27 protein-coding genes are annotated in these 23,066 nt (G+C 71.2%); 13 read left to right on the plus strand and 14 right to left on the minus strand.

Annotated elements, in window-relative coordinates:
- Positions 1–56 precede the first annotated feature (56 nt).
- Genes trpD through trpG form a run of 4 tightly spaced genes read left to right on the plus strand, consistent with a single transcriptional unit; the run spans position 57 to position 4,046 of the window.
- Positions 57–1,103, plus strand: coding sequence for an anthranilate phosphoribosyltransferase (gene trpD, locus CK500_RS13680; RefSeq protein ID WP_095637783.1), 1,047 nt, complete (start codon positions 57–59; stop codon positions 1,101–1,103).
- Complete coding sequence (locus CK500_RS13685) at positions 1,103–1,747, plus strand: phosphoribosylanthranilate isomerase (protein ID WP_095637784.1); 645 nt, start codon at positions 1,103–1,105, stop codon at positions 1,745–1,747. Before trpD ends, CK500_RS13685 begins: the two co-directional genes overlap by 1 nt.
- On the plus strand, positions 1,744–3,450 hold the full coding sequence (gene trpE, locus CK500_RS13690; RefSeq protein WP_095637785.1) for an anthranilate synthase component I: 1,707 nt from the start codon (positions 1,744–1,746) through the stop codon (positions 3,448–3,450). The genes CK500_RS13685 and trpE overlap by 4 nt, the downstream gene beginning before the upstream one ends.
- On the plus strand, positions 3,447–4,046 hold the full coding sequence (trpG, locus tag CK500_RS13695; protein WP_095637786.1) for an anthranilate synthase component II: 600 nt from the start codon (positions 3,447–3,449) through the stop codon (positions 4,044–4,046). Before trpE ends, trpG begins: the two co-directional genes overlap by 4 nt.
- A gap of 28 nt (positions 4,047–4,074) precedes the next feature.
- Here trpG and CK500_RS13700 read toward each other — a convergent pair whose 3' ends face one another.
- From CK500_RS13700 to CK500_RS13715, 4 genes are all read right to left on the minus strand, one after another.
- On the minus strand, positions 4,075–4,764 hold the full coding sequence (locus tag CK500_RS13700; protein WP_095637787.1) for a MogA/MoaB family molybdenum cofactor biosynthesis protein: 690 nt from the start codon (positions 4,762–4,764) through the stop codon (positions 4,075–4,077).
- 73 nt (positions 4,765–4,837) lie between these two features.
- The gene (locus tag CK500_RS13705) at positions 4,838–5,254 is read right to left on the minus strand and encodes a DUF7124 domain-containing protein (RefSeq protein WP_095637788.1); all 417 of its coding nucleotides are present in this window, start codon (positions 5,252–5,254) and stop codon (positions 4,838–4,840) included.
- A gap of 84 nt (positions 5,255–5,338) precedes the next feature.
- A complete protein-coding gene (locus CK500_RS13710) occupies positions 5,339–5,554 on the minus strand; it encodes a hypothetical protein (RefSeq protein WP_233139197.1) in 216 nt (71 codons plus the stop codon).
- A 147-nt stretch (positions 5,555–5,701) separates the two neighbouring features.
- Positions 5,702–6,943, minus strand: coding sequence for an NAD(P)/FAD-dependent oxidoreductase (locus CK500_RS13715; RefSeq protein WP_095637789.1), 1,242 nt, complete (start codon positions 6,941–6,943; stop codon positions 5,702–5,704).
- A gap of 246 nt (positions 6,944–7,189) precedes the next feature.
- On the opposite strand from CK500_RS13715, the gene CK500_RS13720 reads away from it, so the two are divergent.
- The 4 genes from CK500_RS13720 to CK500_RS13735 all read left to right on the plus strand — a co-directional run bounded on the left by CK500_RS13720 (position 7,190) and on the right by CK500_RS13735 (position 10,986).
- Positions 7,190–8,488 (plus strand): outer membrane protein assembly factor BamB family protein, encoded by a 1,299-nt coding sequence (locus tag CK500_RS13720; protein ID WP_095637790.1) that lies wholly within the window; start codon positions 7,190–7,192, stop codon positions 8,486–8,488.
- Positions 8,489–8,596: 108 nt separating this feature from the next.
- On the plus strand, positions 8,597–9,193 hold the full coding sequence (locus tag CK500_RS13725; RefSeq protein ID WP_095637791.1) for a DUF6149 family protein: 597 nt from the start codon (positions 8,597–8,599) through the stop codon (positions 9,191–9,193).
- A 63-nt stretch (positions 9,194–9,256) separates the two neighbouring features.
- A complete protein-coding gene (locus tag CK500_RS13730; RefSeq protein ID WP_095637792.1) occupies positions 9,257–10,297 on the plus strand; it encodes an AI-2E family transporter in 1,041 nt (346 codons plus the stop codon).
- Positions 10,298–10,452: 155 nt separating this feature from the next.
- Positions 10,453–10,986 carry a TspO/MBR family protein gene (locus tag CK500_RS13735; RefSeq protein ID WP_095637793.1) on the plus strand — a complete coding sequence of 178 codons (534 nt, stop codon included), beginning with the start codon at positions 10,453–10,455 and terminating at the stop codon, positions 10,984–10,986.
- Between the two features lie 7 nt (positions 10,987–10,993).
- Here CK500_RS13735 and CK500_RS13740 read toward each other — a convergent pair whose 3' ends face one another.
- Complete coding sequence (locus CK500_RS13740; RefSeq protein WP_095637794.1) at positions 10,994–11,638, minus strand: GNAT family N-acetyltransferase; 645 nt, start codon at positions 11,636–11,638, stop codon at positions 10,994–10,996.
- Positions 11,639–11,721: 83 nt separating this feature from the next.
- Here CK500_RS13740 and CK500_RS13745 point away from each other — a divergent pair, with 83 nt between their 5' ends.
- Complete coding sequence (locus CK500_RS13745) at positions 11,722–12,297, plus strand: class I SAM-dependent methyltransferase (RefSeq protein WP_095637795.1); 576 nt, start codon at positions 11,722–11,724, stop codon at positions 12,295–12,297.
- Between the two features lie 172 nt (positions 12,298–12,469).
- A complete protein-coding gene (locus CK500_RS13750; protein ID WP_198951570.1) occupies positions 12,470–13,477 on the plus strand; it encodes a sulfurtransferase in 1,008 nt (335 codons plus the stop codon).
- Positions 13,478–14,060: 583 nt separating this feature from the next.
- Here CK500_RS13750 and CK500_RS13755 read toward each other — a convergent pair.
- The 7 genes from CK500_RS13755 to CK500_RS13785 all read right to left on the minus strand — a co-directional run bounded on the left by CK500_RS13755 (position 14,061) and on the right by CK500_RS13785 (position 19,661).
- Positions 14,061–14,618, minus strand: coding sequence for a sugar O-acetyltransferase (locus tag CK500_RS13755; protein ID WP_095637797.1), 558 nt, complete (start codon positions 14,616–14,618; stop codon positions 14,061–14,063).
- Positions 14,619–14,679: 61 nt separating this feature from the next.
- On the minus strand, positions 14,680–15,078 hold the full coding sequence (locus CK500_RS13760; RefSeq protein WP_095637798.1) for a hypothetical protein: 399 nt from the start codon (positions 15,076–15,078) through the stop codon (positions 14,680–14,682).
- A gap of 65 nt (positions 15,079–15,143) precedes the next feature.
- Positions 15,144–16,307: a DUF7118 family protein gene (locus tag CK500_RS13765; RefSeq protein WP_095637799.1), complete on the minus strand. Its 1,164-nt coding sequence runs from the start codon at positions 16,305–16,307 to the stop codon at positions 15,144–15,146.
- Entirely contained in the window at positions 16,308–16,691 is a 384-nt protein-coding gene (gene hisI / locus CK500_RS13770) for a phosphoribosyl-AMP cyclohydrolase (RefSeq protein WP_095637800.1), read from the minus strand.
- A gap of 46 nt (positions 16,692–16,737) precedes the next feature.
- The gene (locus CK500_RS13775) at positions 16,738–17,196 is read right to left on the minus strand and encodes a GNAT family N-acetyltransferase (RefSeq protein WP_095637801.1); all 459 of its coding nucleotides are present in this window, start codon (positions 17,194–17,196) and stop codon (positions 16,738–16,740) included.
- Between the two features lies 1 nt (position 17,197).
- Positions 17,198–18,529 (minus strand): DUF92 domain-containing protein, encoded by a 1,332-nt coding sequence (locus CK500_RS13780; RefSeq protein ID WP_198951571.1) that lies wholly within the window; start codon positions 18,527–18,529, stop codon positions 17,198–17,200.
- A 352-nt stretch (positions 18,530–18,881) separates the two neighbouring features.
- Positions 18,882–19,661, minus strand: coding sequence for an HAD-IIA family hydrolase (locus tag CK500_RS13785; protein ID WP_095637802.1), 780 nt, complete (start codon positions 19,659–19,661; stop codon positions 18,882–18,884).
- Positions 19,662–19,821: 160 nt separating this feature from the next.
- On the opposite strand from CK500_RS13785, the gene CK500_RS13790 reads away from it, so the two are divergent.
- A complete protein-coding gene (locus CK500_RS13790) occupies positions 19,822–20,595 on the plus strand; it encodes a GTP cyclohydrolase III (RefSeq protein WP_095637803.1) in 774 nt (257 codons plus the stop codon).
- Between the two features lie 139 nt (positions 20,596–20,734).
- On the plus strand, positions 20,735–20,965 hold the full coding sequence (locus tag CK500_RS13795) for a hypothetical protein (protein WP_095637804.1): 231 nt from the start codon (positions 20,735–20,737) through the stop codon (positions 20,963–20,965).
- Positions 20,966–21,255: 290 nt separating this feature from the next.
- Here CK500_RS13795 and CK500_RS13800 read toward each other — a convergent pair whose 3' ends face one another.
- Positions 21,256–21,462, minus strand: coding sequence for a hypothetical protein (locus CK500_RS13800; RefSeq protein ID WP_095637805.1), 207 nt, complete (start codon positions 21,460–21,462; stop codon positions 21,256–21,258).
- Positions 21,463–21,622: 160 nt separating this feature from the next.
- On the opposite strand from CK500_RS13800, the gene CK500_RS13805 reads away from it, so the two are divergent.
- On the plus strand, positions 21,623–22,438 hold the full coding sequence (locus CK500_RS13805) for an SDR family NAD(P)-dependent oxidoreductase (RefSeq protein ID WP_198951572.1): 816 nt from the start codon (positions 21,623–21,625) through the stop codon (positions 22,436–22,438).
- Here CK500_RS13805 and CK500_RS13810 read toward each other — a convergent pair.
- Positions 22,425–23,003, minus strand: coding sequence for a PadR family transcriptional regulator (locus tag CK500_RS13810; protein WP_095637806.1), 579 nt, complete (start codon positions 23,001–23,003; stop codon positions 22,425–22,427). The genes CK500_RS13805 and CK500_RS13810 overlap by 14 nt on opposite strands.
- Positions 23,004–23,066 lie beyond the last annotated feature (63 nt).

Genomic DNA, 23,066 nt, shown 5'->3' on the forward strand with positions numbered 1-23,066 from the left:
TATACCGATGTACATACTTGTACATCACAACGCGAAACACTACATCGGTGTACACAATGAATATCAACGACACGGTCGAGCACGTGACGGACGGGGCGGACCTGACGGTCGACGAGGCGCGCGAGGCCGCGCGGCTCGTCTTCGAGGAGGCGACCGAGGCGCAGATCGGGGCGCTGCTCGCCGCGCTCCGGGCGAAGGGGGAGACGGAGGCGGAGATCGCGGGGTTCGCGCAGGGGATGCGCGACGCCGCGCGCACGATCGACCCCGACCGCGAGCCGCTCGTCGACACCTGCGGCACCGGCGGCGACGACTACGACACGATCAACGTCTCGACGACGGCCGCGATCGTCGCGGCGGGCGCGGGCGTCCCCATCGCCAAGCACGGCAACTACTCGGTGTCCTCCTCCTCGGGGAGCGCCGACGTGCTGGAGGTCGCGGGCGCCGACGTGGAGGCCGAGCCGCCGGCGGTCGAGGAGGCGATCGAGCGAGACGGGATCGGCTTCATGCTCGCGCCCGTCTTCCACCCAGCGATGAAGGCCGTCATCGGCCCGCGCAAGGAGCTCGGGATGCGGACGATCTTCAACGTGCTCGGTCCCCTGACGAACCCCGCCGGCGCCGACGCGCAGGTGCTCGGCGTGTACGACCCGGAGCTGGTCCCCACGATCGCGCGGTCGCTCGCGCACATGCCCGTCGAGCGGGCCCTCGTCGTCCACGGCGCGGGGATGGACGAGATCGGGATTCACGACGAGACGGTCGCCGCCGAGGTCGACGGCGACGAGGTGCGGGAGTTCACGATCGCGCCCGAGGACCTGGGCCTCGACCGCGCCCCGATCGAGGACGTCGCGGGCGGGACGCCCGAGGAGAACGCGGCCGACCTGCGGGGGATCGTCGACGGCTCCGTGACGGGCCCCAAACGAGACCTCATCCTCGCGAACGCCGGGGCGGCGATCTACGTCGCCGGCGAGGCCGACTCGCTCGAAGCGGGCGTCGAGCGCGCGGCCGAGGCGATCGACTCCGGCGCGGCGGCGGCGAAGTTCGCCGCGCTGTGCGGGGAAGGGGAGGCGGTAACCTCGACGACCCCCGCCCCGGAGGACGACGACTGATGGCCCGGGTGAAGATCTGCGGGCTGACCGACGGCGCCGACCTGCGGGCCGCGGTCGACGCCGGCGCCGATGCGGTGGGCGTCATCTCCGAGGTGCCGGTGGACTCGCCCCGCGAGGTGGACCCGGCGACGGCGGCGGAGCTGCTCGCCGACGTGCCGCCGTTCGTCACCGCGACGCTCGTCACGATGCCCGAGTCGGCCGAGCGCGCGGTCGAGCTCCTGCGAATGGTCACGCCGGACGCCGTCCAGCTCCACGGCGAGTGGACGCCGGACGAGATCCGGTACATCCGCGCGGAGACGGAGCGGAAGGTGCTGCTCGCGGTCGACGCCGACGACCCGGGGCGCGCCGAGGAGTTCGACCGGGTCGCCGACGCGCTCGTGATCGACTCGACCGACGAGTCCGGCGCGGGCGGGACCGGCGAGACTCACGACTGGGGGCGGGCCGGCGACCTCGCCGACCGGCTCACCTCGCCGGTGGTCCTCGCCGGCGGACTCACGGCCGACACCGTCGCCGAGGCGGTCCGCGTCGCCGACCCGTTCGCGGTCGACGTGGCATCCGGCGTCGAGCTGTCGGACGGGCGGAAAGACCACAACGCGGTGGCCCGCTTCGTGGCGAACGCGGGCCGGGAGATGGAGCTGGCATGAGCGACCGCGACGCCGCCGGCGACGAGCGGGAGGAGGGCCCCGCCCTCGACCGCTCGAAGGCCGAGTTCGTCGACCTCGCGGCCGACGCCGAGAGGCCGGTCGTCGTCCGCGCGTCCGCCTCGCTCGACGCCGACGTGACTCCCCTCGCGGCGTACGCGACGCTGGTCGGCGAGGGCCCGTACGGGTTCCTCTTGGAGTCCGGTGAGAAGGTCGCCTCCAGCGACCCCGACGGGGCGTTCACCGCCGACGGCGACGCCGACAAACACGCGCGCTACTCGTTCGTCGGCTACGACCCCGAGGCGATCGTCTCGGTCCACCCGGACCGGACCGACGTGACCGAGCTGGGGCCGGCGGCGGCGTTCCTCGACGATCCTGACGGCGGCCTCGATCCCGACGCCGGCGACGCGATCGACCGGATCCGGGCCGCCTTCCCGGACGTGAGCCTGCGCGGCTTCCCGGACACCGACCGACAGATCCTCTCGGGCGGGTTCGTCGGCTTCCTCGCGTACGAGGCCGTCTACGACCTCTGGCTGGAGGAGGTCGGCGTCGACCGCCCCGAGACCGAATTCCCGGACGCCGAGTTCGCGCTGACGACCCGCACGGTCGTCTTCGACGACAAGGAGGGGACCGTCGAGCTCGTCTTCACCCCGGTCGTCGGGGTCAACGACGACCCCGGGGCCGTCTACGACGACCTCGTTGACGAGGCGGAGCGGGTGAGCGCCGAGCTCCGGAGCGCCGCGCCGCCGGAGCCGGACGGGATCCGCGTGGACGACGAGTCCGCCGACCCCCGGGAAGAGTACGAGGACGCGGTCCGGACGGCCAAACGGCACGTCCTCGACGGCGACATCTACCAGAGCGTTATCTCGCGGAGCCGCGAGCTCCGCGGCGAGGTCGACTCGCTCGGGCTGTACGCGGCCTTACGCGAGGTGAACCCCTCGCCGTACATGTACGTCCTGCGCCACGACGACCGCAGCATCGTCGGCGCGAGCCCGGAGACGCTGGTGTCGGTGCGGGGCGACCGGGTGGTGTCGAACCCGATCGCGGGCACCTGTCCCCGCGGGACGAGCCCGGTCGAGGACCGCCGGCTCGCGGGCGAGATGCTCGCCGATCCGAAGGAGCGCGCCGAGCACACCATGCTCGTCGACCTCGCGCGCAACGACGTGCGGCGCGTCTCGGAGCCCGGCTCCGTGCGCGTCGAGGAGTTCATGAACGTGCTAAAGTACAGCCACGTCCAGCACATCGAGTCGACCGTCACCGGGACGCTTTCGGGCGACGCCGACGCCTTCGACGCGACGCGCGCGACGTTCCCCGCGGGCACGCTCACGGGCGCGCCGAAGGTGCGCGCGATGGAGATCATCGAGGACTTAGAGACGACGCCGCGGGAGGCGTACGGCGGCGGCGTCGGCTACTACGCGTGGACCGGCGACGCCGACTTCGCCATCGTGATCCGGACCGCGACGCTCGACGAGTCGCCGCCGGGCGCGAGCGATCCGGACGAGACCGCGGTCACCGTCCGGGCCGGCGCCGGGCTCGTCGCCGACTCCGACCCGGCCGCCGAGTACGAGGAAACCGAACAGAAGATGGACGGCGTGTTGACCGCGATCGACCGGATCCGGGAGGACGGAGCGGACGAGGGGACCGACGGCTCCGGCGCCGCCCCCGCGGACGACCCCCTCCCCGCCGGCACGGAGGTCGACGAATGAGGGTCGTCGTCGTCGACAACTTCGACTCGTTCACGTACAACCTCGTCGAGTACGTCTCCGATCAGCCGCTCGACGGCGAGGAAGCGCCGATCGACGTGGAGGTGTTCAAGAACACCGCGTCGCTCGCGGCGATCCGGGACGCGGACCCGGACGCGGTCCTGATCAGCCCCGGCCCCGGTCACCCCAAGAACGAGCGCGACGTGGGCGTGACGGTGCCGGTGTTGCGCGACCTCGCTCCCGAGGTGCCGACGCTCGGCGTCTGTCTCGGGCTGGAAGCGGCCGTGTACGAGTACGGCGGGACCGTCGGCCACGCGCCGGAGCCGATCCACGGCAAGGCGTTCCCCGTCGAGCACGACGGCGAGGGGGTGTTCGCCGGGCTCGATCAGGGGTTCCGCGCCGGGCGCTACCACTCGCTGGCCGCCACCGAGGTCCCCGATGAGTTCGACGTGACCGCCACCACGGACCACGAGGGCGAGGAGATCGTGATGGGGATCCGCCACCGCGAGCACCCGATCGAGGCGGTGCAGTTCCACCCCGAGAGCGTGCTGACCGCGGCGGGCCACGACGTGATCCGGAACTTCCTCGCGTCGGTTTAAGGGGGTCGCGACCTCCCTCTTGCCGCCGTCATTCGGCGTCGTCCGGCGTCGCGTCGGCGTCGCCTGGATCCGCGTCGGCGTCGTCCGATTCCCCGCCGCCCTCTTCGTCTTCCACGCCCCGCCCCGCGAGCCCCACGAGATGACCGATCTCGGGGAGGATGATCTCGTCGGCGCCGAGCCGGACCGCGTTCTCGGAGCCGGGCAGACAGAAGACGGGGGTGGCGGAGACGACGCCCGCGGTCGCCCGCGAGCCGATCGTGCGCGTCCCGATCTCCTCGTGAGAGAGCCGACGGAACAGCTCGCCGAAGCCGGGGAGCGTCTTGGAGAACAACCCCTTCACGGCCTCGGGAGTCACGTCGTCCGGCGTCACTCCCGTTCCGCCGGTGGTCACGACCGCGTCCGTGTCCTTGCGACGTGCGAGCCGGTCGACGGTCCCCTGCACGCTGTCGTACTCGTCGGGGACCAGCTCGCGGACGGCGACCTCGTGGCCCGCCTCCTCGAACGCCGAGACGAGGTACTCGCCGGACGGGTCGTCGTCCAGCGACCGCGAGGACGACACCGTCACGACCCCGATCGCGACGGTGTCGGCGTCGTGGTGGTGGTGATCGTGGCCGTCAGTGTGGCCGTGGTCGTGGGCGTCCTCCTCGCTGTGGCCGTGTGCGTCCTCCTCGCTGTGGCCGTGTGCGTCCTCCTCGCCGTGGTCGTGGGCGTCGCTCATGGCTCCACGTATCCCGTCGACCGTGAAAACACCTCCCCGACGGTCGCCCGATCCGCGGCCGGCGGACGCTCCCTCAGGGCCAGTCGTCGCGTGAGGCCTCTTCGGCGGCCTCCGCCTCCGGCGAGTCGGTCGCGAGCGTCCAGCCCGCGGCCTCGGCCGCGTTCTCGACCTGGAGGAACTCCCAGCCGGTCGCCTCGGCGAGCGCCTCGTCCTCCTCGTCGACGCCGACGAACACGTGTCGCTCGGTGTCGAACTGCTGGGCGATGTTCTCCAAGCTCTCCTCGACGCCGCGCGGCCCCGAGAAGAAGTCCTGCCGCACCCGGTGTTTGCGGGTGAAGTTCGTGACGACGTATGTCGGCTTCTCGCTGACGACGCCGACGTACTCGGTCCACTGTCGGGCGTTGTTGAACACGGCGTTGGGGTCCGCTAGGGCCTTCAACGCCTCCAGCTCGAACGCCAGCGTCATGTCGGTAGATCCGCCACTGTCCATGGATCGGTGTTCTCGCGGCGGGCGAAAACAACTTCGCTTCCGGGGCCGCCGCCGACCGCCCGATCGCAACCGGTAGCGACCGGCTCAGCGCGCGCGGACCTCGTAGTAGTCGGTGAACTTCACCACGTCGCCGTCGTCCAGATCGTCGGCCTCCGGCGCCGTCTGCGGTCGCCCCGCGAGCTCGCGGACGGTCGCCTGCGCCTCCTCGTCGAGCTCGTCGTAGTGACGGACCCGCGTGTCGGACGGGATCAGTCCGGTACGTCGGAGCCGCATGCTCCTGTTCGTCTCTCGGAGTGACATACGGTAACATACACCATTGTTCGTGAAAAACCTGTCGCCGGTGCAGTGTGGTACACGCGGGAGCGATTCCGAATCGGGAACCGGCAGAAAGGAGCCTCGGAACGCGGTCCGGACCGGGCGGTAGCGGGGCGGGCCGTTGGAAGTCGGCTACTGCTGTTCCGTCGCGGCCGCGAGGTCGTCGACGGAGAAGCCGGGCTCCATCAGGAGGTCCTCCTGGCCGGTCACGTCGCGGCCCTCGCGCATCAGCTGTTTGAACGCCGACTGCGGCGAGAGGTCGCCGATGAGCACGCCGCCGACGACCTTGCCGTCCTTGAGGGCGACGCGGCGCCACTCGCCCTCGGCCGTGGTCGCCTCGACTGAATCGTCGCCGAGCGTCGGGTGACCGAACGAGAGGAACGGGAAGTCGAAGTGGGTGATCGAGTACGAGGAGACCCACTCGAACTCGTCGCTGCCGTAGTCGAGCATGTTGCGGGCGGCGATCGTCCCCTGTTCCTTGGCGGAGCCCCACGAGCCGTTCTTCGCCCGCTCGCCGAGGATGAGGTCGTTGAACGTGGTGATGTCCCCCGCGGCGTACACGTTGTCGACGTTGGTGCGCATGAACTCGTCGACGACGATGCCGTCCTCGGTCTCGATCGGCGTGTCCTCGACGAGCTCGGTGTTGAAGTTGAGGCCGATGGCGACGCCCGCGAAGTCGCACTCGTAGCGCTCGCCGTTCGGGTCGACCGCGGCCTCGACGTGGCCGTCGTCGTCGACCTCGAAGCGGTCGACGCCGGAGTCGAAGACGGGCTCGACGCCGCGCTCGCGCATCGCCTCGTGCATGATCTCCGCGCCCTCCTCGGAGAGGGCGTAGCGCCACCAGTTGTCGCCGCGCATCAGGTATTTCGCCTCGACGTCCTGCGCGCCGCAGATGGCCGCGAAGTCGATGCCGAGCAGGCCGGCGCCGACGATGACCGCCCGTTCGGCGTCCTCGACGCTCTCCTTGATGTTGCGTGCGTCCTGGAACGTCCAGAAGTGGTGGATCCCCTCGGCGTCGGCGTTGCCGACCGGGAGCTGCTGCGGGGTGCCGCCGACCGCGAGCAGGAGGGAGTCGTACTCGAACGTCTCGCCCTCGTGGGTGTGGACCGCGTCGTTCTCCACGTCGATGTCGACGACGACCGTGTTGAGCCGGAGGTCGACGTCGTGGTCGTCGTACCACGATTCCTGATGGATCGAGATCGGGGCCTCGGGGAGCTTCCCCTTCGCGTACTCCTTGATCAGGATCCGGTTGTAGAGGGACTCACCCTCGTCCGTGAGAACCGTGATCTCGGCGTCGGGGGCTTCCTCGCGGAGCGTCTCGGCCGCGGACGCGCCCGCGATACCGTCACCGATGATCACGTACGAATCGCTCATACGCGGGCGTTCGGATTCATGGTTAATGTGGGTTGTCATCCGCGTCTGGAACCGTGCTAATCTCCCGCAAAGACGGCTCGACGAGGGGATCGACGGCCCCGCGAGCGCGGAAGCGATCGACGACCGAACCGTCGACGCGGCGTCGACGTCGACGAACCGCTCGACTGGCGTCCCGACCCCGCCTAGCGGTCGCCGCTCCCTCGGTCGGCCCCGAAGACATTTACCCCGCCCGGGGAACCCGCGACCATGAACAGGCGAACGGCCCTCTCCGCCCTCGCGGTGGGCGGGTTCGCCGGACTCCCGGGGTGTCTCGGCGACAGTTCCCCCGACGGGACGGACGCGGAACCGGACGCGAACGGATCGGATCCCGAAGGGGACCCGGAAGCCGAGGCGAAGAACGACGAGTCGGAGACGGAGGGCGACGGATCGGAACCCGACTCACACGAACTGAACCGCGAGGTCGACGTCGACGGCGTCGAGGACGGCTCCCGTTCGCAGTTCCAGTGGGGGCCGACCCACGTCGCGCGGCGCGACGAGGCCGGACCGACCGACGACGTCGAGGTGTTCTGGCGCCAGACGGGAATCTGGGGGGAACACTCGCAGCCGGTCGTCTCCGGCGACCAAGCGTACGTCAGCTTCGACGGCACGCTGCTCCGGCTCGATCTCGCGACGGGCGAGGTGGAGTGGTCGACGGACCTCGGCCACGCCGCGTCGTCGTCTCCGGCGGTCCGCGACGGAACCGCCTACCTCACGGTGTGGAACGGCATGCCGGGAGTCGATCGCGGGCTGGCGGCCGTCGACATCGAGAGCGGCGAAGTGGCGTGGCGGCGACTGACCGACGCCGACGTGACGACCTCGCCGGTCGCGACCGACGACGGAGTGTTCGTGGGAGGCGGCCCCGACAACGGAACGGTCGCGGCGTTCGACCACGACGGGACCGAGCGGTGGCGACACGAACTCGCCGACTACGCCTCGACGCCCGCCATCGCCGACGGGACCGTCGTCTACGGCGCGGGCGACCCGCGCGTCGTCGCCTACGACGCCGCCTCGGGCGAGGAACTGTGGGCGAGGAGAGTCGTCGGCGACGCGACCGCACCCCCGACCGTGGCTGACGGTCGGGTCCTGATCGGTACGCGGGCCGGGAAGCTGTGGGCGCTCGACATCGAGGACGGGGCCGTGGACTGGACCGCCGACCTCCCCGGTCCGGTCCGCCGATCCGTCGCCGTCGCAGACGACCGCGCCGTCGTCCCGACCGAGGACGGACTCGCCGCCGTCGGCGACGACGGCGACCGACTGTGGACCGTCGGCTGGATCGAGTACGCGACCGCACCGGTCATCGGGGGGGACTTCGCGTACCTCGGACACGACCGGGCTGTCCGAGCGATCGCCCTTGACGACGGGACGGAGCAGCGATCGTACCCGACTCGCAGACGCGAGGACGGCGACGTCTTCCACGAGGGCTTCGAGGCGCCGCCGACCCTCGTCGGCGACGTCCTCCTCGCGGCAACCGAGGCCGGCGACGTGTACGCGTTCGGCGAGGCGTGAGTCCGGCGTCGCCCTCGTCCGTCGGAGACGCGAAACGGGCGGCGGTCAGCCGCGTTTCGAACGCGTTCGGCGCCACACATTCAAGGCCGTCCCGGCCCAACCGGGGGCATGAAGATCCGGCAGAACATCCGTCACTGGGCCGCCAAGAAGGCGTTGACGACGCCGGTCGTCGGCGACGTGGCGAACGACAAGCTCGTCGACCTGCACACGAGCATCTTCCTCAACAAGGCCGACGAGGACCGCCGCGAGGAGCGTCGCGCCCACCTCGACAGCTTCTTCGACGCGACGATGGACACCTACGTCGCCGCCTTGGAGGCCGGCTTCCCGGAGGCGGAGGCCCGCGAGATCACCCACGTTCAGGCCAACTTCGACTTCTTCAACCACGGCTGGACCGAGATGATGGAGATCCCCGGCGACGAGCTGGAGCCGCACTACCGGCGCTACGAGTCCTTCTTCGCCGACCACGGGATCACGATCGACGATCCGCTCGGCGAGTTCCGACCGGCCGAGGGGATCGTCGACGCCCCCGAGACGCCCGAGAAGCTGGAGACGGCGGAGTACGAGAACGCGCTGGCCGGCTTCGCGGACGACGTGTACGTCGAGACCGACGACGGGGAGACGGTCGTCGGCGGCGACCTGGAGGAGCCGGAGGAGGTCGATCCGTCCGCCGCGCCCGGGCTCGACGACGACGAGGCGAGCGCCTGACCGGGAGCCGTCGGTCGGTCCAGCCCCGCCCACGTTTATACGTCGGCGGGGTAATTGGCCGACATGAACCGCGGGCAATCGTTTCTCCTCCTCCTCATCGGCTCGGTCGCGCTCCTGACGCTCTTCGTCATCAGCCCGTTCGTCGAGTACGTCATCGCCTCCGCGATCCTCGCGTACGTCCTCTACCCGTTCCACGTACGGCTCTCGCGGCGGTTCCGCCGGGCGCTCGCCGGGCGATTCCGCGAGTCCCTGTCGCGACGGTTGGGGAACATGTTGTCCGCGCTCCTGCTGATCGTCTCGTCGATCGTCGCCGTCATCCTGCCGCTCGCGTACATCTCGTGGGTGTTCGTCCGCGACCTCACGGAGATCGCGCGGGGGAACACCGACATCGACGTCGCGGCCATCGAGGCGGAGATCGCGGCGCTCACCGGCGAGCAGATCGAGGTCGGCGAGGTCCTCGCGGCCGTCGGACAGCTGCTCGCCAACACGCTGTTCGGCGGGGTCGGCGGGATCGTCACCACCGCGCTCCGCGCGTCGGTCGGGCTCTCGCTGGCGCTGTTTTTAGTCTACTACACCCTGCTCGACGGACCGGCGTTCGTGCGGTGGCTCCGCCTGACGAGCCCGCTCCCGTCGAACGTCACCGCGGACCTCGTCGACCGCGTCGACGCGATGACCCGCGGGGTCGTGATCGGTCACATCGTCGTGGCGCTGTTACAGGCGCTCGTCGCGGGGATCGGCCTCTGGGCGGCCGGGATCCCGAACGCCGTCTTCTGGACGTTCGTGATGGCGGTGCTGGCGCTGCTGCCGCTGATCGGGGCGTTCTTCGTCTGGGGGCCCGCGGCGGCGTACCTCGTCGCCGTCGATCAGGTGGCCGCGGGGGTGTTCCTCGCGCTGTACGGCGTGTTCGTCATCGCGATGGTGGACAACTACGCGCGCCCGATCGTCATCGACCAGCAGGCCCACCTGAACCCGGCGGTGATCCTGCTCGGCGTGTTCGGCGGGATCTACTCGGTCGGGTTCACCGGGCTGTTCGTCGGCCCGATCGTCATCGGAGTCCTCGCGGCGACGCTGGAGACGTTCCGAGAGGACTACGACGTGATCTAGCCGCGCGGAGCGCTCCGCTCCGGTCGCACGGGGTCCCGTTGCGCTGAACCGGTCGCACGGGGTCCCGTTGCGCTGAACCGGTCGCACGGGGTCCCGTTGCGCTGAACCGGTCGCACGAGGTCGTTTTAACTCGGTCGCGCGCGTATAGTACTCACATGTCCACCTCCGCTGTTCCGCGCCTCCCCGACCGCCGCGGCGCCCTGCTCGTCGTCGCCGCCGCGGTCGCGGTCAACCTGATCGGCGCGCTCGGCGTCCCCTTCACCGCCACCGAGAGCGCGTGGTTCGCCGGGCTCGACCTGCCCGCCTACTACCCGCCGAACTGGGCGTTCGGCGTCGTCTGGCCGATCCTCTACGCGCTCATCGGCGCCGCGGCCGCGCTCGTCTACCTCGGGGGGCGTGAGGGGGACGGTCCCGGCGGCGGGCCCACGAGGGTCGCCCGCGACGCCCGGATCGGGCTCGCGCTGTTCGCCGTCCAGCTCGCCGTCAACGTCGCGTGGTCGCCGGTCTTCTGGGGGCTCGAACGCGCCGACCTCGGGCTCGTCGTCCTCGGGCTCCTGCTCCCGCTCGTCGTCGCGACGATCGCCGCGTTCGACCGGGTCGACCGGCGGGCGGCCCTCCTGCTCGTCCCCTACCTCGCGTGGGTCTGCTTCGCGACCGCCCTCAACTACGGGATCTGGACGCTGAACTGACGGGCCGCTACTCCTCGCCGGTCCCGTCCGCCTCGCCGTCCCCGAGCCGCGCCGCGATGAACTCCCGTTCCACCGGGTCGAGGTCGCGGTCGCCGTCGCGGAAGGCGCGCAGGCCCGCCCGGTACCGGTCGCCGACCGGCTCGCCCTCTTCGCCGGTTTCGGCTCCCGCGGCCGGCTCGGCCGCGGGGCGTTCGAGCTCCAGCTCGGCGATCCCGGTCCGATCGCCGGTGTACGCGAAGCCGCACTTATGCAGCGCCGCGTAGGCGAACGGGTTGTTGACCGCGATCTTCACCCGGTCGTACCCGTCGGCCGCGAGCCGCGCGACGGTCCGGTCGATCAGCCGCGGGCCGAGCCCCTCGCCCCGGCGCGCGACGTGGACGGTGACGTACCGGAGCCGACAGCAGTCCGGATCGGTCCGGTCCGGCGAGAAGGAGACCGCCGCGACCACGTCGTCGTCGAACGCGCTCGCCTCGACGGTCGGCGGGAGGGGCTCGTCCGGCTCCCACTCCGGCACCGCGGGCGAGCCGTCCGGGGTTCGCAACACCGCCTTGCCCGGCGCGCCGACGACGAACTTGCCGGCGTAGGCGAACGCCCGGTAGTCGAGCCGGAGCGTCGCCCCCGAGTCCGGACCGCCGAGGAACGCGTACTCCATGCCGACCGGTACGGCTCGCCGACCTAAATGAACGAGGGGTCGACGCGACCGGTTTTTAAGACCTTCCGCGACCGAGCGCACCCATGCACGGCCTCGGCGACGTTCGCTTCTTCGACCGGATCGCCCCCCTGTACGACCGGGTCATGCCGCCGGCCGACGGCGAAGCGCTGGCCGCAGGCCTCGCCCACGCGACGCGTCCGATCGACCGACTGCTCGACGTGGGCGGCGGATCCGGGCGCGCCGCGGCCGCCCTCGCCGGCCCCGAGATAACCGTCGTCGACGCCTCGGTCGGCATGTTGACCCGCGCCCGAGAGCACCGCGACCGCGCCGCGATCGCCGGGGACGCGGGACGGCTCCCGTTCCGCGACGGATCGGTCGACGCGGCGACGGTTGTCGACGCGTTTCACCACCTGCCGGACCAGCGAGCCGCGATCGAAGAGGCGGCGCGCGTGATCGCCCCCGGCGGCGCGCTCGTGGTCCGAGAGTTCGATCCGGCGCACCCCCTCGGCCGGGCCCTCGTCGCGAGCGAGCACGCGGTCGGGATGGCGTCGCGGTTCCGGACGCCGGGCGACCTCGCCGACGCGCTCGCCGACGCGGGGTTCGACCCTCGGATCGTCGACCGCGGGTTCGCCTACACGGTCGTCGGCGTCCGAGAGTAGGTACCCGTTCGCGGGCGTACCGGTCCCGGACGAAACCGACCGCCTGCGGGGCCCTCTCGGATCTCGCAAGTCTGTCCGGTGACGGGGACGCCGACGGACCGGTCGTCGGAGCCGACGGTAACACGGTCCTCGACTGACAGGGTTATCGGGGGCGCCCCGCAAGTCGCGATCGATGGACGACGGATCTACGCGGACATCCAGGCGATCGGTGTTGGCTTCGGCAGGCGCTGCGCTCGCGGCGACGGCCGGCTGTCTCGGGTCGAGCGACGGCGACGGCGAACAGCCGGCGGCGTACACGACCCCCGCGGCCGCCGAGTTCGACGCGGTCGTCGACAGCCAGTGGCTCGAATCGAACCTCGACGACGTGCGCCTGCTCGACGTCCGCGACGAGGAGGCGTTCGGCGAGGGCCGGATCCCCGGCGCGCACCACTTCTCCAACTCGGAGATGTTCGACACGTACGCGGAGGAGACCCCGGACGGCTTCGAGGCCGACCCCGAGGCGATCGCGTGGACGCTCTCGCAGGCCGGGATCGAGGCGGACGACGACGTGGTGGTGTACGGCGCGGAGTCGAACCTCTGGGAGACGTACGCCATCTACACGCTCAACGCGCTCGGCCACGAGGGGCAGGTCAGCCTGCTCGACGGCGGGTTCACGGTCTGGGACGCGGCCGGCGGCGAGACGGTCTCGGAGGCGCCCGAGGCGCAGGAGGCCACCTACGAGGCCGACCTCGACGCCAGCGTGGTGGCGACCCGGGAGTTCGTCGCCGACAACGTCGACGAGGACGGCGCCGCGGTCCCGATCCTCGACATGCGCTCGCCGGCGGAGTACTGGGGCGAAGACGAGCGCGGCGACCTCGACCGGTTCGGCCACGTCACCGGCGCGACGAACCTCAACTTCGTCCAGAGCATCGACGACGAGGCCGGGCGGCTCCGGTCGCCCGAGGAGTTAGAGACCCTGTGGCTGGACGACGCCGGCCTCTCGGCCGACGAGACGGCGGTCGCCTACTGCCAGACCGCGATCCGCGCGTCGGTCGGCTGGTTCGTCCTCGACCAGTTCGGCTTCGACGACGTGCGCAACTACGAGGGGAGCTGGGCCGACTGGGGAACCCTCTCCGAGGACGACGGCTACTACTACACCACCGGCGAGGACACCGGAACGGTCGTCGACACGTTCGCGTGAGGCGGCTCGATCGGCGGCGCTGAGGCGCCCTGCTCTGCCGGAACGAACCGAACCGCACGGCGAAGGACGCCTCTTGATCGACGGCGGGAGTAGGTGAATCATTTCGGAGGGTCGGTTGTTTATAAGTCGGATTATGATGGTGCTGGCGGGTTTTTATAAGCGATCGACGATGCTGCGGTGAACAGCTTCAAAGCCCCAGTCGCGAGGACTCGCGCGGCTTGGTGCGCTCCTCGTCACTCGCGTTGCTCGTTCCTGCGGTGCTTCCGTCGCCGTGCTTCGCCCTCGCGACTGCCCCTTTGAGTCCCACCCGACCGCAGCCTCACGCCTCCCCAGCCTCGTCGGCCGGCGCTTATAAGCGCCGGCCGACTCCCTCGCGCGTGCTCCTCGGCCGCAAAGCGGCCTCGGAGGCACACGCCACCGCTCCGTTTTTATAAGTAGTCGTCGACGCCGCTCACGGCTGTTGAAATACCGTCTCGCCACTACCCATCTGCAACACTCACTCCCGCAGTCCATCGGCCCGTTCGGTATTCGGTTAGGGAACACCGAGCCGCTCCTCCCCGTTCCGTGGAATTCGACGGGCGGTCTACTCGATCTCTCGGATCACGCGCGCCGGGTTCCCGCCGACGACGACCCGGTCCGGCACGTCCTTCGTGACGACCGCACCCGAGGCGATCACCGCGCCGTCGCCGACCGCCACTCCCGGGTTGAGAACGGCTCGCCCCCCGATCCAGACGTCGTCGCCGACGGTCACCGGCTCGGCGCGCTCCACCCCCGTCGCGCGCTCGTCGGGGTCGATCGGGTGCGTCGGCGTGTAGACGTGGACGCCGGGCCCGAGCAGACATCGGTCGCCGAAGGTTATCGGGTTCGTGTCGAGGAACACGCAGCCGTAGTTCGCGAAGAACCCGTCGCCGACGGCGACGTTGTAGCCGTAGTCACACCGGAACGGGGGCTCGACGACGGGGTCGTCGCCGACCGCGTCGAACAGCTCCCGGAGCAGCGCCTCGCGGTGCGCCGACTCCGCCTCGCTCGTCGCGTTGTACCGCCGAGCGAGGTCGCGGGCGCGCTCCCGGTCGGCGACCAGCTCGGGGGCGTTCGGATCGTAGGGCTCCCCGGCGAGCATCCGCTCCGTCTCGGTGGGCATACCCGACCGAGCGTGCCCCGTCGGATAGCCGTTTCCGTCGGGCTCGGCGTCTCCTCCTCACTTAAACTGCCGTCACCCACGCCCGGTAGTCCTCGTCGAGCCCGTACACCTCCCGGAACGCGCGCTCGACGAACCCCGCGACGCGGTTCGCGTCCGAGCGGGCGGTGACGACGGCGTTCGTCCCCTCCGCCTCCTCCGGGCTTACCAGCTCGTCGATCCGGAACTCCGGGAACTCGCCGAGCAGGTCCTTAAGGCGGTCCAGTTCGTCGTCGGTGCAGTCGAGTATCAGCTCCGTGCCAGCGAGCTGGATCCACGGCGGCACCTCCCCGCCCTCCGTGGTGTCGCTGTCAGGGTCGACGTCGACGGTCATCACCTCGCTCGACCGGGCGCGGTGGGCGGCGGCCGCGTCGGCGAACAGCTTCAACCGCTCTCCCTCGGTCGCGGCGTCGAATCTGGTCATGCCCGCACGTCCGCGCCGCCGGTTCTTAAAAAGCCTCACCGCGAGTCCGCCGCTTCTTAAAAGGCCTACTCCCGCTCCGTCTCCGCCAGCACGTCCTCGGCGATCGACAGGGTCCGCTCCGCCTCACGGACGCGGTCGTCGATGCGCTCCTCCGCCAGCAGCGCCAGCTCGGCGTCGTCGAGCGCGTCGCGCACCGCGGCCGCGCGGCGGAGCCGCTCGTACGCCTCGTCGCGCGCGAGATCGCGGATCGACCGGAGCGACGCCACCGTCTCGTCGTCGGCGACCCGCGAGACCAGGGGGATCAGCTCGTCGATCTCGTAGGCCAGCTCGTCGCCCTCGGCCGGCGGCCAGTCGAGCGTCAGCGGCTCGGCGTCCAGCCGCTCGACGTAGGTGCGGTGGACCGCGACCGCGGTCCGGAGCGCGCCGGGGTCGTCGACGTAGTGCTCCAGCTTCGAGTTCGAGTAGTCGGCGTACTCCAGCAGGGTCGGCAGGGGCTCCTCGCCCGCGTCGTACTCCTCGACGTACTCGCGGAGGTCGGTCGGCGGCACGTCCGCGTCGACGAACGGGGTGCCGTCGGCGCGGTCGAGGAATGAGAACACGTCTCGGGCCGACGCCGATTTATAAAAGGAGTCGAACGCCTCGCGGACCGCGTCGTTGTACGACGCGATCGGTTTCCGGAGCCGGGCCACGTCGGCGTCGAGGTCGGCGTCCGCCATGTCGGCGACCTCGCGGAGTTCGTCGAGCCGGGCGTCGAGCGCCTTTTTCGCCTCCCGCGCGGCCTTGCGCGCAGCCCGGTAGTCGTCGAGGGCCTCGTCGCGGTCGGCGAGCAGGTCGACGTACTCGCCGGCCGGCTCCAGCGCCTCGCGGGCGGCCGCGAAGTCGCTCTCCGAGAGCCGGCGCTTGTCGACCGCCTCCTCCGCGTCGGCGAACGCGTCGGCCGCGAGCGCGTCGTCGTCGGCGTCGACCGCGTCCCCGAACTCCCCGCGGAACTGGACGTACGAGCCGAAGTCGCCGGTGCCGACCGCGTCCTCCTCATACCGGTCGAGCACGCGGTGCGCCCGGCGGTACGCGTCGGCGGCGGCCTCGATCCGGTCCCGCCCGAGGTCGGCGATCCGCCCCTCGATCCGGGCGAGCTCGTCGTAGCGCTCGCGGAGCGTCGCGGCCGCCTCGCCCGCCGCGCGGACGGTGTCGGGGTCGGCCGCGCCGGTCGTCGCCCCCGCGCCGCTCATTCAGTACACCTCGTCAGGGTCGAAGACGCGCTCGCCGACGTGTTCGCCGTCGATCGTCCGGTGGAAACACGAGCGGTGGCCCGTGTGACACGCGCCCACGTTCTGGTCGACGAGGTACAGCAGGGTGTCGGCGTCGCAGTCGACCCGCACCTCGCGGATCTGTTGGGTGTGTCCGGAGGAGCCGCCCTTGTGCCACAGCTCGTCGCGCGACCGCGAGTAGTAGTGCGCCTCGCCGGTCTCGCGGGTGCGTTCGAGGGCCTCCGGCGAGACGTACGCGAGCATCAGCACCTCGCCCGAGTCGGCGTCCTGCGCGACCGCCGGGACGAGCCCGTCGTCGCCGAAGTCGACCTCGATCTCCCCCGCTCCCGCGTCGGCGTCGGTCATGTCTCGCCGGACGCGCGGGGCTCGAATAGGCCTTTTGTCTGTCCCCCTACCCCCGACGCAACACCAGCGCGTCGCCGTCGGCGTACGCGTCGGCCCGCCGGTCGACGACCGCGAACCCCAGCTCCTCGTACAGCGACAGCGCGGCGTCGTTGTCGGGGTGCGCCTGGAGCGTCACGGCGCCACCCGCGTCGGCGATGACGGCCGAGAGCAGCCCGCGAGCCCGTCCCTCCCGGCGGTAGTCGGGATCGACGACGAGCTCGGCGAGGTGGACGCCGGGGCGGTTCGGGGCGTCGACCGGCAGCAGGTAGCCGACCGCCCGGCCGTCGGCGACGCTGACCAGGGCCGACCCGACCGCGAGCCCGTACTCCAGTAAGTCCGGGTTGGGCTGTCGGAGGTGGTCCTGTAGCTCCCGGATCCGGGCGGCGTCGGCCGGGCGGGCAGCGCGGACTCTGGGATCCGAGGCGGGGGGGTTCTCCGCGGTCGGCCGGTCCTCGCCGCCCGTCATCTCACGCGCCCACCCCGAGCGCGACGGCGGCGGCGACCGCGACGGTCGCCCCCGACAGCGTCGCGAGGAAGTTCACCGCCTGATTGCCGATCCGCTCGCCCTCGATCAGCGCGCCGAGGAGGCTGTCGACGGTCATCCCCGCGACCCCCGCGAGGACGACGATCCCGCCGCCGGCGACCGCGTCGCCGACCGGCATCCCGACCGCGGCGAGACCGGCGACGAGCAGCGCGCCCGCGAGCCCGGCGAGTTCGCCCTGCCACGTCACCGCGCCGTCGGTCCCCGGCTCGACGCGTCGCAGGGTGGTCACCAGCCGGGGCCCGTCGAAGAGCCCGCCGATCTCGGAGGAGAGCGTGTCGGCCATCGCGGTCGCGGTCGCGCCCGCGAACGCGAAGCCGAAGAGCGCGCCCGGCACGCCGACGTGAGCGGTCGCCGCGTAGCCCACGACGGCGACGAGCGCGACCGCGGAGTTCGCCAGCACGTTTCCGGTGCCGCGGGCGCCCTCGTTCTCTTGGGCGACGCCGCGGTCCGCCTTCTCGTCGAAGCGGTACTTCGACGCTAACCCGCCGATCGCGTAAAACGAGATGAGCGTGGCGAACCAGCCGACACCGCCGAGGACGACGGCCAGCAGCGCGGACAACACCCCGGTCAGCATGCCGGGAACGGAGGCCGTCCCGAGCGCGAACGAGACGTAGCCGAGTGCGCCGGTCACCGCCAGCCCGAAGGCGACGAGCGGGACGGTGACCGTCGGCTCCACCGCGACGAACCCCCAGACGGCGAACGCGACGAGGATGACCGTGATGTGCGCGTCCCGGTCGAACACGAGCGACCTGACGAGCGCCGCCCCGAGCGCGGCCACGGCCGCGAGGAAGGCGATTTCCGGGAGGCCGTCGACGAGCACCGACCCGTCGGTCTGGAGCAGCACGCCGACCTGTCCGGCGAGGGCGCCGAGCGTCCCGCCGGCGACGTACCCGGCGACGAGGGAGAACTCGTCGGCGGAGCGCTCGGCGACCACCGCGCGGCCGAGGCGACCGCCGCCGACCGCGAGGGTCGCCGCGGCGAACGCCTCGTACGGGAGCGGCGCGCGGGGGAGGGAGGCGAACAGCGCGAGGCCGGCGGCCGCGAGCGCGAACGCGACGAAGCCGTAGAGGCGCTCCTCCTCGCGGTCGCCGGGCAGGGCGAGCGTCTCGAACCACACGCCGTCGCGGACCCCGAAGAAGGCGAGGCCGGCGACCGCGAGGAACGGCACGGCGGCGGCGTCGCCGAGCGCCGGCGCGAGGACGGCGACGGCAGCCACCGCGGCGAAGACACTCGCCCGTCGAAGCCTCCGTATCACACCGTCGGGTACCCGGGACGCGCACTTAACGGTCCCGACACCGCCCCGTCGCCGTCGCCGGAGTACGCTCTCTCCGTCTGGCGATCACGAGGGTGGCGCCGCCGAGCGCCGGATCGCCGGCTCCGGGGTTCAGTAGCGGTACTCGTTGAACTGGACCGCGTGCCCCTCGATCACGCGGACGGCCGCTTCTGGGTCCTCCTCGTCGTCGGCCGTCCGATCCTCGTGTGAGGCAACCTCTCTCATGTCCGTGAGGTAGACGTTGTCGTTGATAAGTGTTGTCCACGTCGTGAAAGTGATCGTCCGACGTATCGGCGTCGAAAGCGGCGCAGAGACGGGATCGCCGATTGGGTCGTCAACCGATGACGCGGTCGATGTCGCCGAGGTCGTCGAGGACATAGTCCGGCGACACCCCCGCGTCCGCGACCGCGGCCTCGTCGGTGACGCCGGACAGCACGAGCGCGGTGGTCATCCCGGCCCGCTCGCCGAGGGCGATGTCGGTGTCGAGGCGGTCGCCGACGACGAGACACTCCTCGGGCGGGTACGGCAGCCGCTCGCGGACCATCTCGATCGCCGTGTCCGAGGGCTTCCCGAGCACCGCGTCGGGCTCGCGCTCGGCGACCCCCGCGATCGCGTTGATCACGGCGCCGGACCCCGGCACGTCGCGCTCGGGGGCCGGGATGACCACGTCGGGATCGGTGCCGATGAAGGGGATGTCGCGCTCTAGCGCCCACAGCGCGGTACAGAGGTCGTCGTAGTGGAACTCGGGGTCGATCGACGCGACGAGCGCGTCCGCAGCGTCGACGTCGTCGGTCGTCGCGAGCCCGGCCGCCTCGAACTGGTCGACCAGCCCCGGGTCGCCGATACACAGCAGCTCGTCGGCCGCGTGGCGCTCGCGCAGGTACCGCGTGGTCACGGTCCCGGCGGTGAACACCCGGTCCGCGTCGACCTCGTAGCCCGCGGCGCCGAGTCGGTCGACGTACGCGGGCGGGGCCTTCGTCGGGTTGTTCGAGACGAACAGCGTCTCGATCCCGGCCTCGCGGAGCCGGCGGTAGCCCGCCGGCGCGTCCGGGATGGGATCGTCGCCTCGCACGACCGTGCCGTCCACGTCGAGGACGGCGCCGCTGAACTCCATGGACCGGATCGGGGCGCCACCGCCGTAGGGATTGCGGCGCCCGGGGGATTCGCTCCGGGACGCCGTCCGCAGTTCGAGCCCCTCGTTTCACATTCGGGACCAGTTCCAGCTTCGGGATAACGGAAGCGTAAAGCGGGGTCGCTCCCAACCGACGGTCACTGTGACGACGACTCAGGTGACGCTGGTCCAGATCGACAACTACGGGCCGTGGACGGTGACGCCGGAGCCCCGCCGGGAGATGGACCTCCAGGCGCTCCAGTCGCGGCTCTTCGCCGATATCGCCCAGTTCATGGGTCCGCGGGACGCCTACGTCTTCTCCACCCGGTACGACAACATGATCGCCGTGACGAACGGGCTCGACGGCGCGGCCCACGCGGCGCTCCAGGAGTCGATCGGGAACCGCTACCCCGTGAGCGTCAGTCTCGGGACGGGCGTCGCCGAGCGACCGATCGACGCCCTGGAGGCCGCGAACCGCCTGCTCCAGACCGAGGGGAGCGCCCAGGACGAGGACCGGACCGAGGTGCTCGCCGGCGACTACCTCACCGAGACCGACCCGTCCGACCTCCAGATCGCCCACTTCGACGTGGTGAACGTGACCGGGAAGTACACCGACCGCCTCAACGAGTTCGACACGTTCCTGAACGTCGAGCGCGCCTACGGCTCGCTGACGCGGTACCTCCGCGAGACCCACGGCGCCCTCTCGTTTTTTGTCGGCGGCGACAACGTCGTCGCCGTCTGTCCGGACCTCCCCGAGCGGGCCTTCGCCGACGCGGTCGCGCACGTGGCCGACGACGCCGACATCGAACTGCAGGTCGGCGTCGGTCGCGGCGCCTCCGCCCACGAGGCCGGCTTCGCCGCCAAACACGCGCTCGAGGCCTGCCGCGACGGCGGGACGAGCGTCGAGTTCTCCGGCGTCCCGGTTCTCGGCGACTGATCGCCGGATCCGCGGCGGTGTTCGGTCCCGTTCTCTCCGCCCCTCCCGTCTCTCCGCGTGTTCCCCTCCGCCACCCGTTATCAGATCTGAAGATTAGGCTGTGACGTTTTTATAGGGGCGGTCGGAACGCTCAGCCAACATGTCCGATGACATAGTGTTCGTCTGCACGGCGGACGGCTGCGACGAGGGGCCGTGGGAGGGGTCTCACGACGCGATGGCGCACTGCGCCGAGCACCCGGACCACGGGTACACCGGGCGGCCGCGCGCCGAAGTCGATGAGGTCATCCCCGCGACGGCGACGCGGAAGCGCGACAACCGGAACTTACAGCACAAGGGTCACCCGAAGGGCGCGCTTGCGCAGGACGACTGACCGCGCCCGGGATCGGACCGCCTCCGAGGTCCGCGTTCTCGGCCGGGAGACCCGCGTTCTCGGCCGGAAGTGGCTTCCGGTGATCGGTGTCTCGCGGCTCCGCGACGCCTGACGGCGTCCTCGCGTCCCGCCTCGAGCGTCGATATCGCGGTTCTCACCGTCTCCGCTCTCCTCGACTGCCGTTCTCACCGTCTCCGCTCTCCTCGACTGCCGTTCTCTCCGACTGCGCCCTCTTCGACTGCGCCCTCTCCGACTGCGACCACCCTAGCGCCCCGTTCGCCGTTTCCCCTTCAGGCCTCGTCGAAGAGACCGAGGTCCTCCGCGACGAGGTCCGCCAGCTGGTCTTTCAGCGCGGGGTCGACCTCCGCGATCTCCTCTCCGTCGTGTTTCCCGTCGTTGTGCTTGGCGAGCGCGTCCGCCACGTCGGACAGCGGGACGCTGGTCTCCGTCTCGCACTCGGTGCACACGATCGGGACGGACGGTTCGTCGGTGGACATTGTCCGGGTAGTCGCGGGTCGCCGGTATATGCCTTCGGGAGCGCGGACCCGACGGGCCCGTCGTCCCCGTCGCCATCGCGGATCGAACTCCCGAGAGTTCCGGAGCCCGCGTCCGGTCCGAACCGCCAGCGTCACCCGTTTCGGAGCGCTATCGGTCCCCATGCGTGTCCTCGTGACCGGGGCGGCCGGCGGCATCGGAAGCGGCGTCGTGCGAACGCTCGCGGCCGCCGGCCACGACGTGATCGGGATCGACCGCGACGCCGCGGGGCTGGCCGACCTCCCCGGGGCCGCGGAGACCCACGCGCTCGACCTCCGTGACGGGGACGCGGTCGAGGCGCTCCTCGCCGACCGCGAGCTGGACCGCGTCGTCTCCTGCGTCGGCGGGTACGAGATCGCGGCGGTCGAGGACACCACCCTCGACTCCTTCCGTCGCCAGCTCGACGCGAACCTGACCGCGGTCCACACCGTCGTCCGGGCCGCCCTCCCGTCGATCCGGGAGCGCGGCGGGCGGATCGTCGTGGTCGGGTCGATGGTCGGCTCGACCGCGCTGCCCTACCACGGCGCCTACAGCGCGGCGAAGGCCGGGCTGCGCGGGTACGCCGACGCGCTCCGCCGCGAGGCCGAGCCCCGGGGCGCGACCGTCGCCTTCGTCGAGCCGGGGCCGGTCCCGACCGGGTTCAACGAGCGCGCGGCGGCGGGGCTCGCGGAGCGAAACGCTGACGCCGATCCCGACGGGCCCTACGCCGACGCGTACCGGGCGTTCGAGGGGTACTCGCCCGCCGCCACCGACGTGGAAACCGTGGTCGAGCGCGTCGTCGTCGCGGCCACGACGGACCGGCCGCGGGCGGTCTACCGAGTGAGCCGGCGCGCGCGCTGGCTGCCGCGGCTGGCGGCGATACTCCCCGACCGGCTGTACGACCGCCTGGTCCGCGCCGGGCTGCCGGACGGGGTGCTCGGACGGCTCATCGACCGATAGCGTCCCCGCCGCTCTCGTCGGCAGCGGCGTCGCCGCCCGCGCCCTCGCCGCCTCCCCCTCCGTTCGCCGCCGCGTGGAACTCCTCCGGCGTGTCGTCGATCCGCTCGAACTCCCCGAAGTCGCGCTCGTGGTGGCGGATCGTCTGCTCGACGATCCACGCGCTGTAGCGCTCGGAGAATTCCCACTCTCCTTCGTCGTCGTCGACCGCGAACCGCTCGTCGGTGGCGAGCGCGGCGTACAGGTGGTAGAAGCCGAGCACCACGTCGCCGAAGTCCTTCGCCTCGCCGCCGATCGCCCGGCGCTTCTCGGCGAGCTCCTCGCGGCCCGCGTCGGTGAGCGCGAAGTACTTGCGGTCGGGCTCGTCGGCGCGCTCGACGCGCTCGGCGACGCCCTCCTCCTCGAACTTGTAGAGGATCGGGTAGACCGAGCCGTACGAGGGCTCCCAGTGCCCGCCGCTTATCTCGGTGATCTCGCCGAGCAGCTCGTACCCGTACCGGGGTCGCTCGTCGAGCAGCTCCAACACGAGATACGAGATCAGGCCTTTCGGCGGGCCGCTTTTCCGCATCGTTTCTACGTTTCTGAGTCGTCGTGAAAGGGTTTCGGTCGCGGCGACGACTCGCAAACCCCT

Origin of the sequence: Halorubrum salipaludis, assembly GCF_002286985.1 — an archaeon.
GTDB classification, from domain to species: domain Archaea; phylum Halobacteriota; class Halobacteria; order Halobacteriales; family Haloferacaceae; genus Halorubrum; species Halorubrum salipaludis.

What these genes read in the sequence shown, in the direction of transcription:
- CK500_RS13765 (WP_095637799.1), bottom strand. Translation starts at nt 16,307, where the DNA reads ATGAGCGGCGCGGGGGCGACGACCGGCGCGGCCGACCCCGACACCGTC.
- CK500_RS13685 (WP_095637784.1), top strand. Translation starts at nt 1,103, where the DNA reads ATGGCCCGGGTGAAGATCTGCGGGCTGACCGACGGCGCCGACCTGCGG.
- CK500_RS13710 (WP_233139197.1), bottom strand. Translation starts at nt 5,554, where the DNA reads ATGTCACTCCGAGAGACGAACAGGAGCATGCGGCTCCGACGTACCGGA.
- CK500_RS13810 (WP_095637806.1), bottom strand. Translation starts at nt 23,003, where the DNA reads ATGCGGAAAAGCGGCCCGCCGAAAGGCCTGATCTCGTATCTCGTGTTG.
- CK500_RS13715 (WP_095637789.1), bottom strand. Translation starts at nt 6,943, where the DNA reads ATGAGCGATTCGTACGTGATCATCGGTGACGGTATCGCGGGCGCGTCC.
- CK500_RS13725 (WP_095637791.1), top strand. Translation starts at nt 8,597, where the DNA reads ATGAAGATCCGGCAGAACATCCGTCACTGGGCCGCCAAGAAGGCGTTG.
- CK500_RS13730 (WP_095637792.1), top strand. Translation starts at nt 9,257, where the DNA reads ATGAACCGCGGGCAATCGTTTCTCCTCCTCCTCATCGGCTCGGTCGCG.
- CK500_RS13700 (WP_095637787.1), bottom strand. Translation starts at nt 4,764, where the DNA reads ATGAGCGACGCCCACGACCACGGCGAGGAGGACGCACACGGCCACAGC.
- CK500_RS13735 (WP_095637793.1), top strand. Translation starts at nt 10,453, where the DNA reads ATGTCCACCTCCGCTGTTCCGCGCCTCCCCGACCGCCGCGGCGCCCTG.
- CK500_RS13800 (WP_095637805.1), bottom strand. Translation starts at nt 21,462, where the DNA reads ATGTCCACCGACGAACCGTCCGTCCCGATCGTGTGCACCGAGTGCGAG.
- CK500_RS13785 (WP_095637802.1), bottom strand. Translation starts at nt 19,661, where the DNA reads ATGGAGTTCAGCGGCGCCGTCCTCGACGTGGACGGCACGGTCGTGCGA.
- trpE (WP_095637785.1), top strand. Translation starts at nt 1,744, where the DNA reads ATGAGCGACCGCGACGCCGCCGGCGACGAGCGGGAGGAGGGCCCCGCC.
- CK500_RS13745 (WP_095637795.1), top strand. Translation starts at nt 11,722, where the DNA reads ATGCACGGCCTCGGCGACGTTCGCTTCTTCGACCGGATCGCCCCCCTG.
- CK500_RS13805 (WP_198951572.1), top strand. Translation starts at nt 21,623, where the DNA reads ATGCGTGTCCTCGTGACCGGGGCGGCCGGCGGCATCGGAAGCGGCGTC.
- CK500_RS13755 (WP_095637797.1), bottom strand. Translation starts at nt 14,618, where the DNA reads ATGCCCACCGAGACGGAGCGGATGCTCGCCGGGGAGCCCTACGATCCG.
- CK500_RS13740 (WP_095637794.1), bottom strand. Translation starts at nt 11,638, where the DNA reads ATGGAGTACGCGTTCCTCGGCGGTCCGGACTCGGGGGCGACGCTCCGG.
- CK500_RS13760 (WP_095637798.1), bottom strand. Translation starts at nt 15,078, where the DNA reads ATGACCAGATTCGACGCCGCGACCGAGGGAGAGCGGTTGAAGCTGTTC.
- CK500_RS13705 (WP_095637788.1), bottom strand. Translation starts at nt 5,254, where the DNA reads ATGGACAGTGGCGGATCTACCGACATGACGCTGGCGTTCGAGCTGGAG.
- CK500_RS13750 (WP_198951570.1), top strand. Translation starts at nt 12,470, where the DNA reads ATGGACGACGGATCTACGCGGACATCCAGGCGATCGGTGTTGGCTTCG.
- trpD (WP_095637783.1), top strand. Translation starts at nt 57, where the DNA reads ATGAATATCAACGACACGGTCGAGCACGTGACGGACGGGGCGGACCTG.
- CK500_RS13795 (WP_095637804.1), top strand. Translation starts at nt 20,735, where the DNA reads ATGTCCGATGACATAGTGTTCGTCTGCACGGCGGACGGCTGCGACGAG.
- CK500_RS13775 (WP_095637801.1), bottom strand. Translation starts at nt 17,196, where the DNA reads ATGACGGGCGGCGAGGACCGGCCGACCGCGGAGAACCCCCCCGCCTCG.
- CK500_RS13720 (WP_095637790.1), top strand. Translation starts at nt 7,190, where the DNA reads ATGAACAGGCGAACGGCCCTCTCCGCCCTCGCGGTGGGCGGGTTCGCC.
- trpG (WP_095637786.1), top strand. Translation starts at nt 3,447, where the DNA reads ATGAGGGTCGTCGTCGTCGACAACTTCGACTCGTTCACGTACAACCTC.
- hisI (WP_095637800.1), bottom strand. Translation starts at nt 16,691, where the DNA reads ATGACCGACGCCGACGCGGGAGCGGGGGAGATCGAGGTCGACTTCGGC.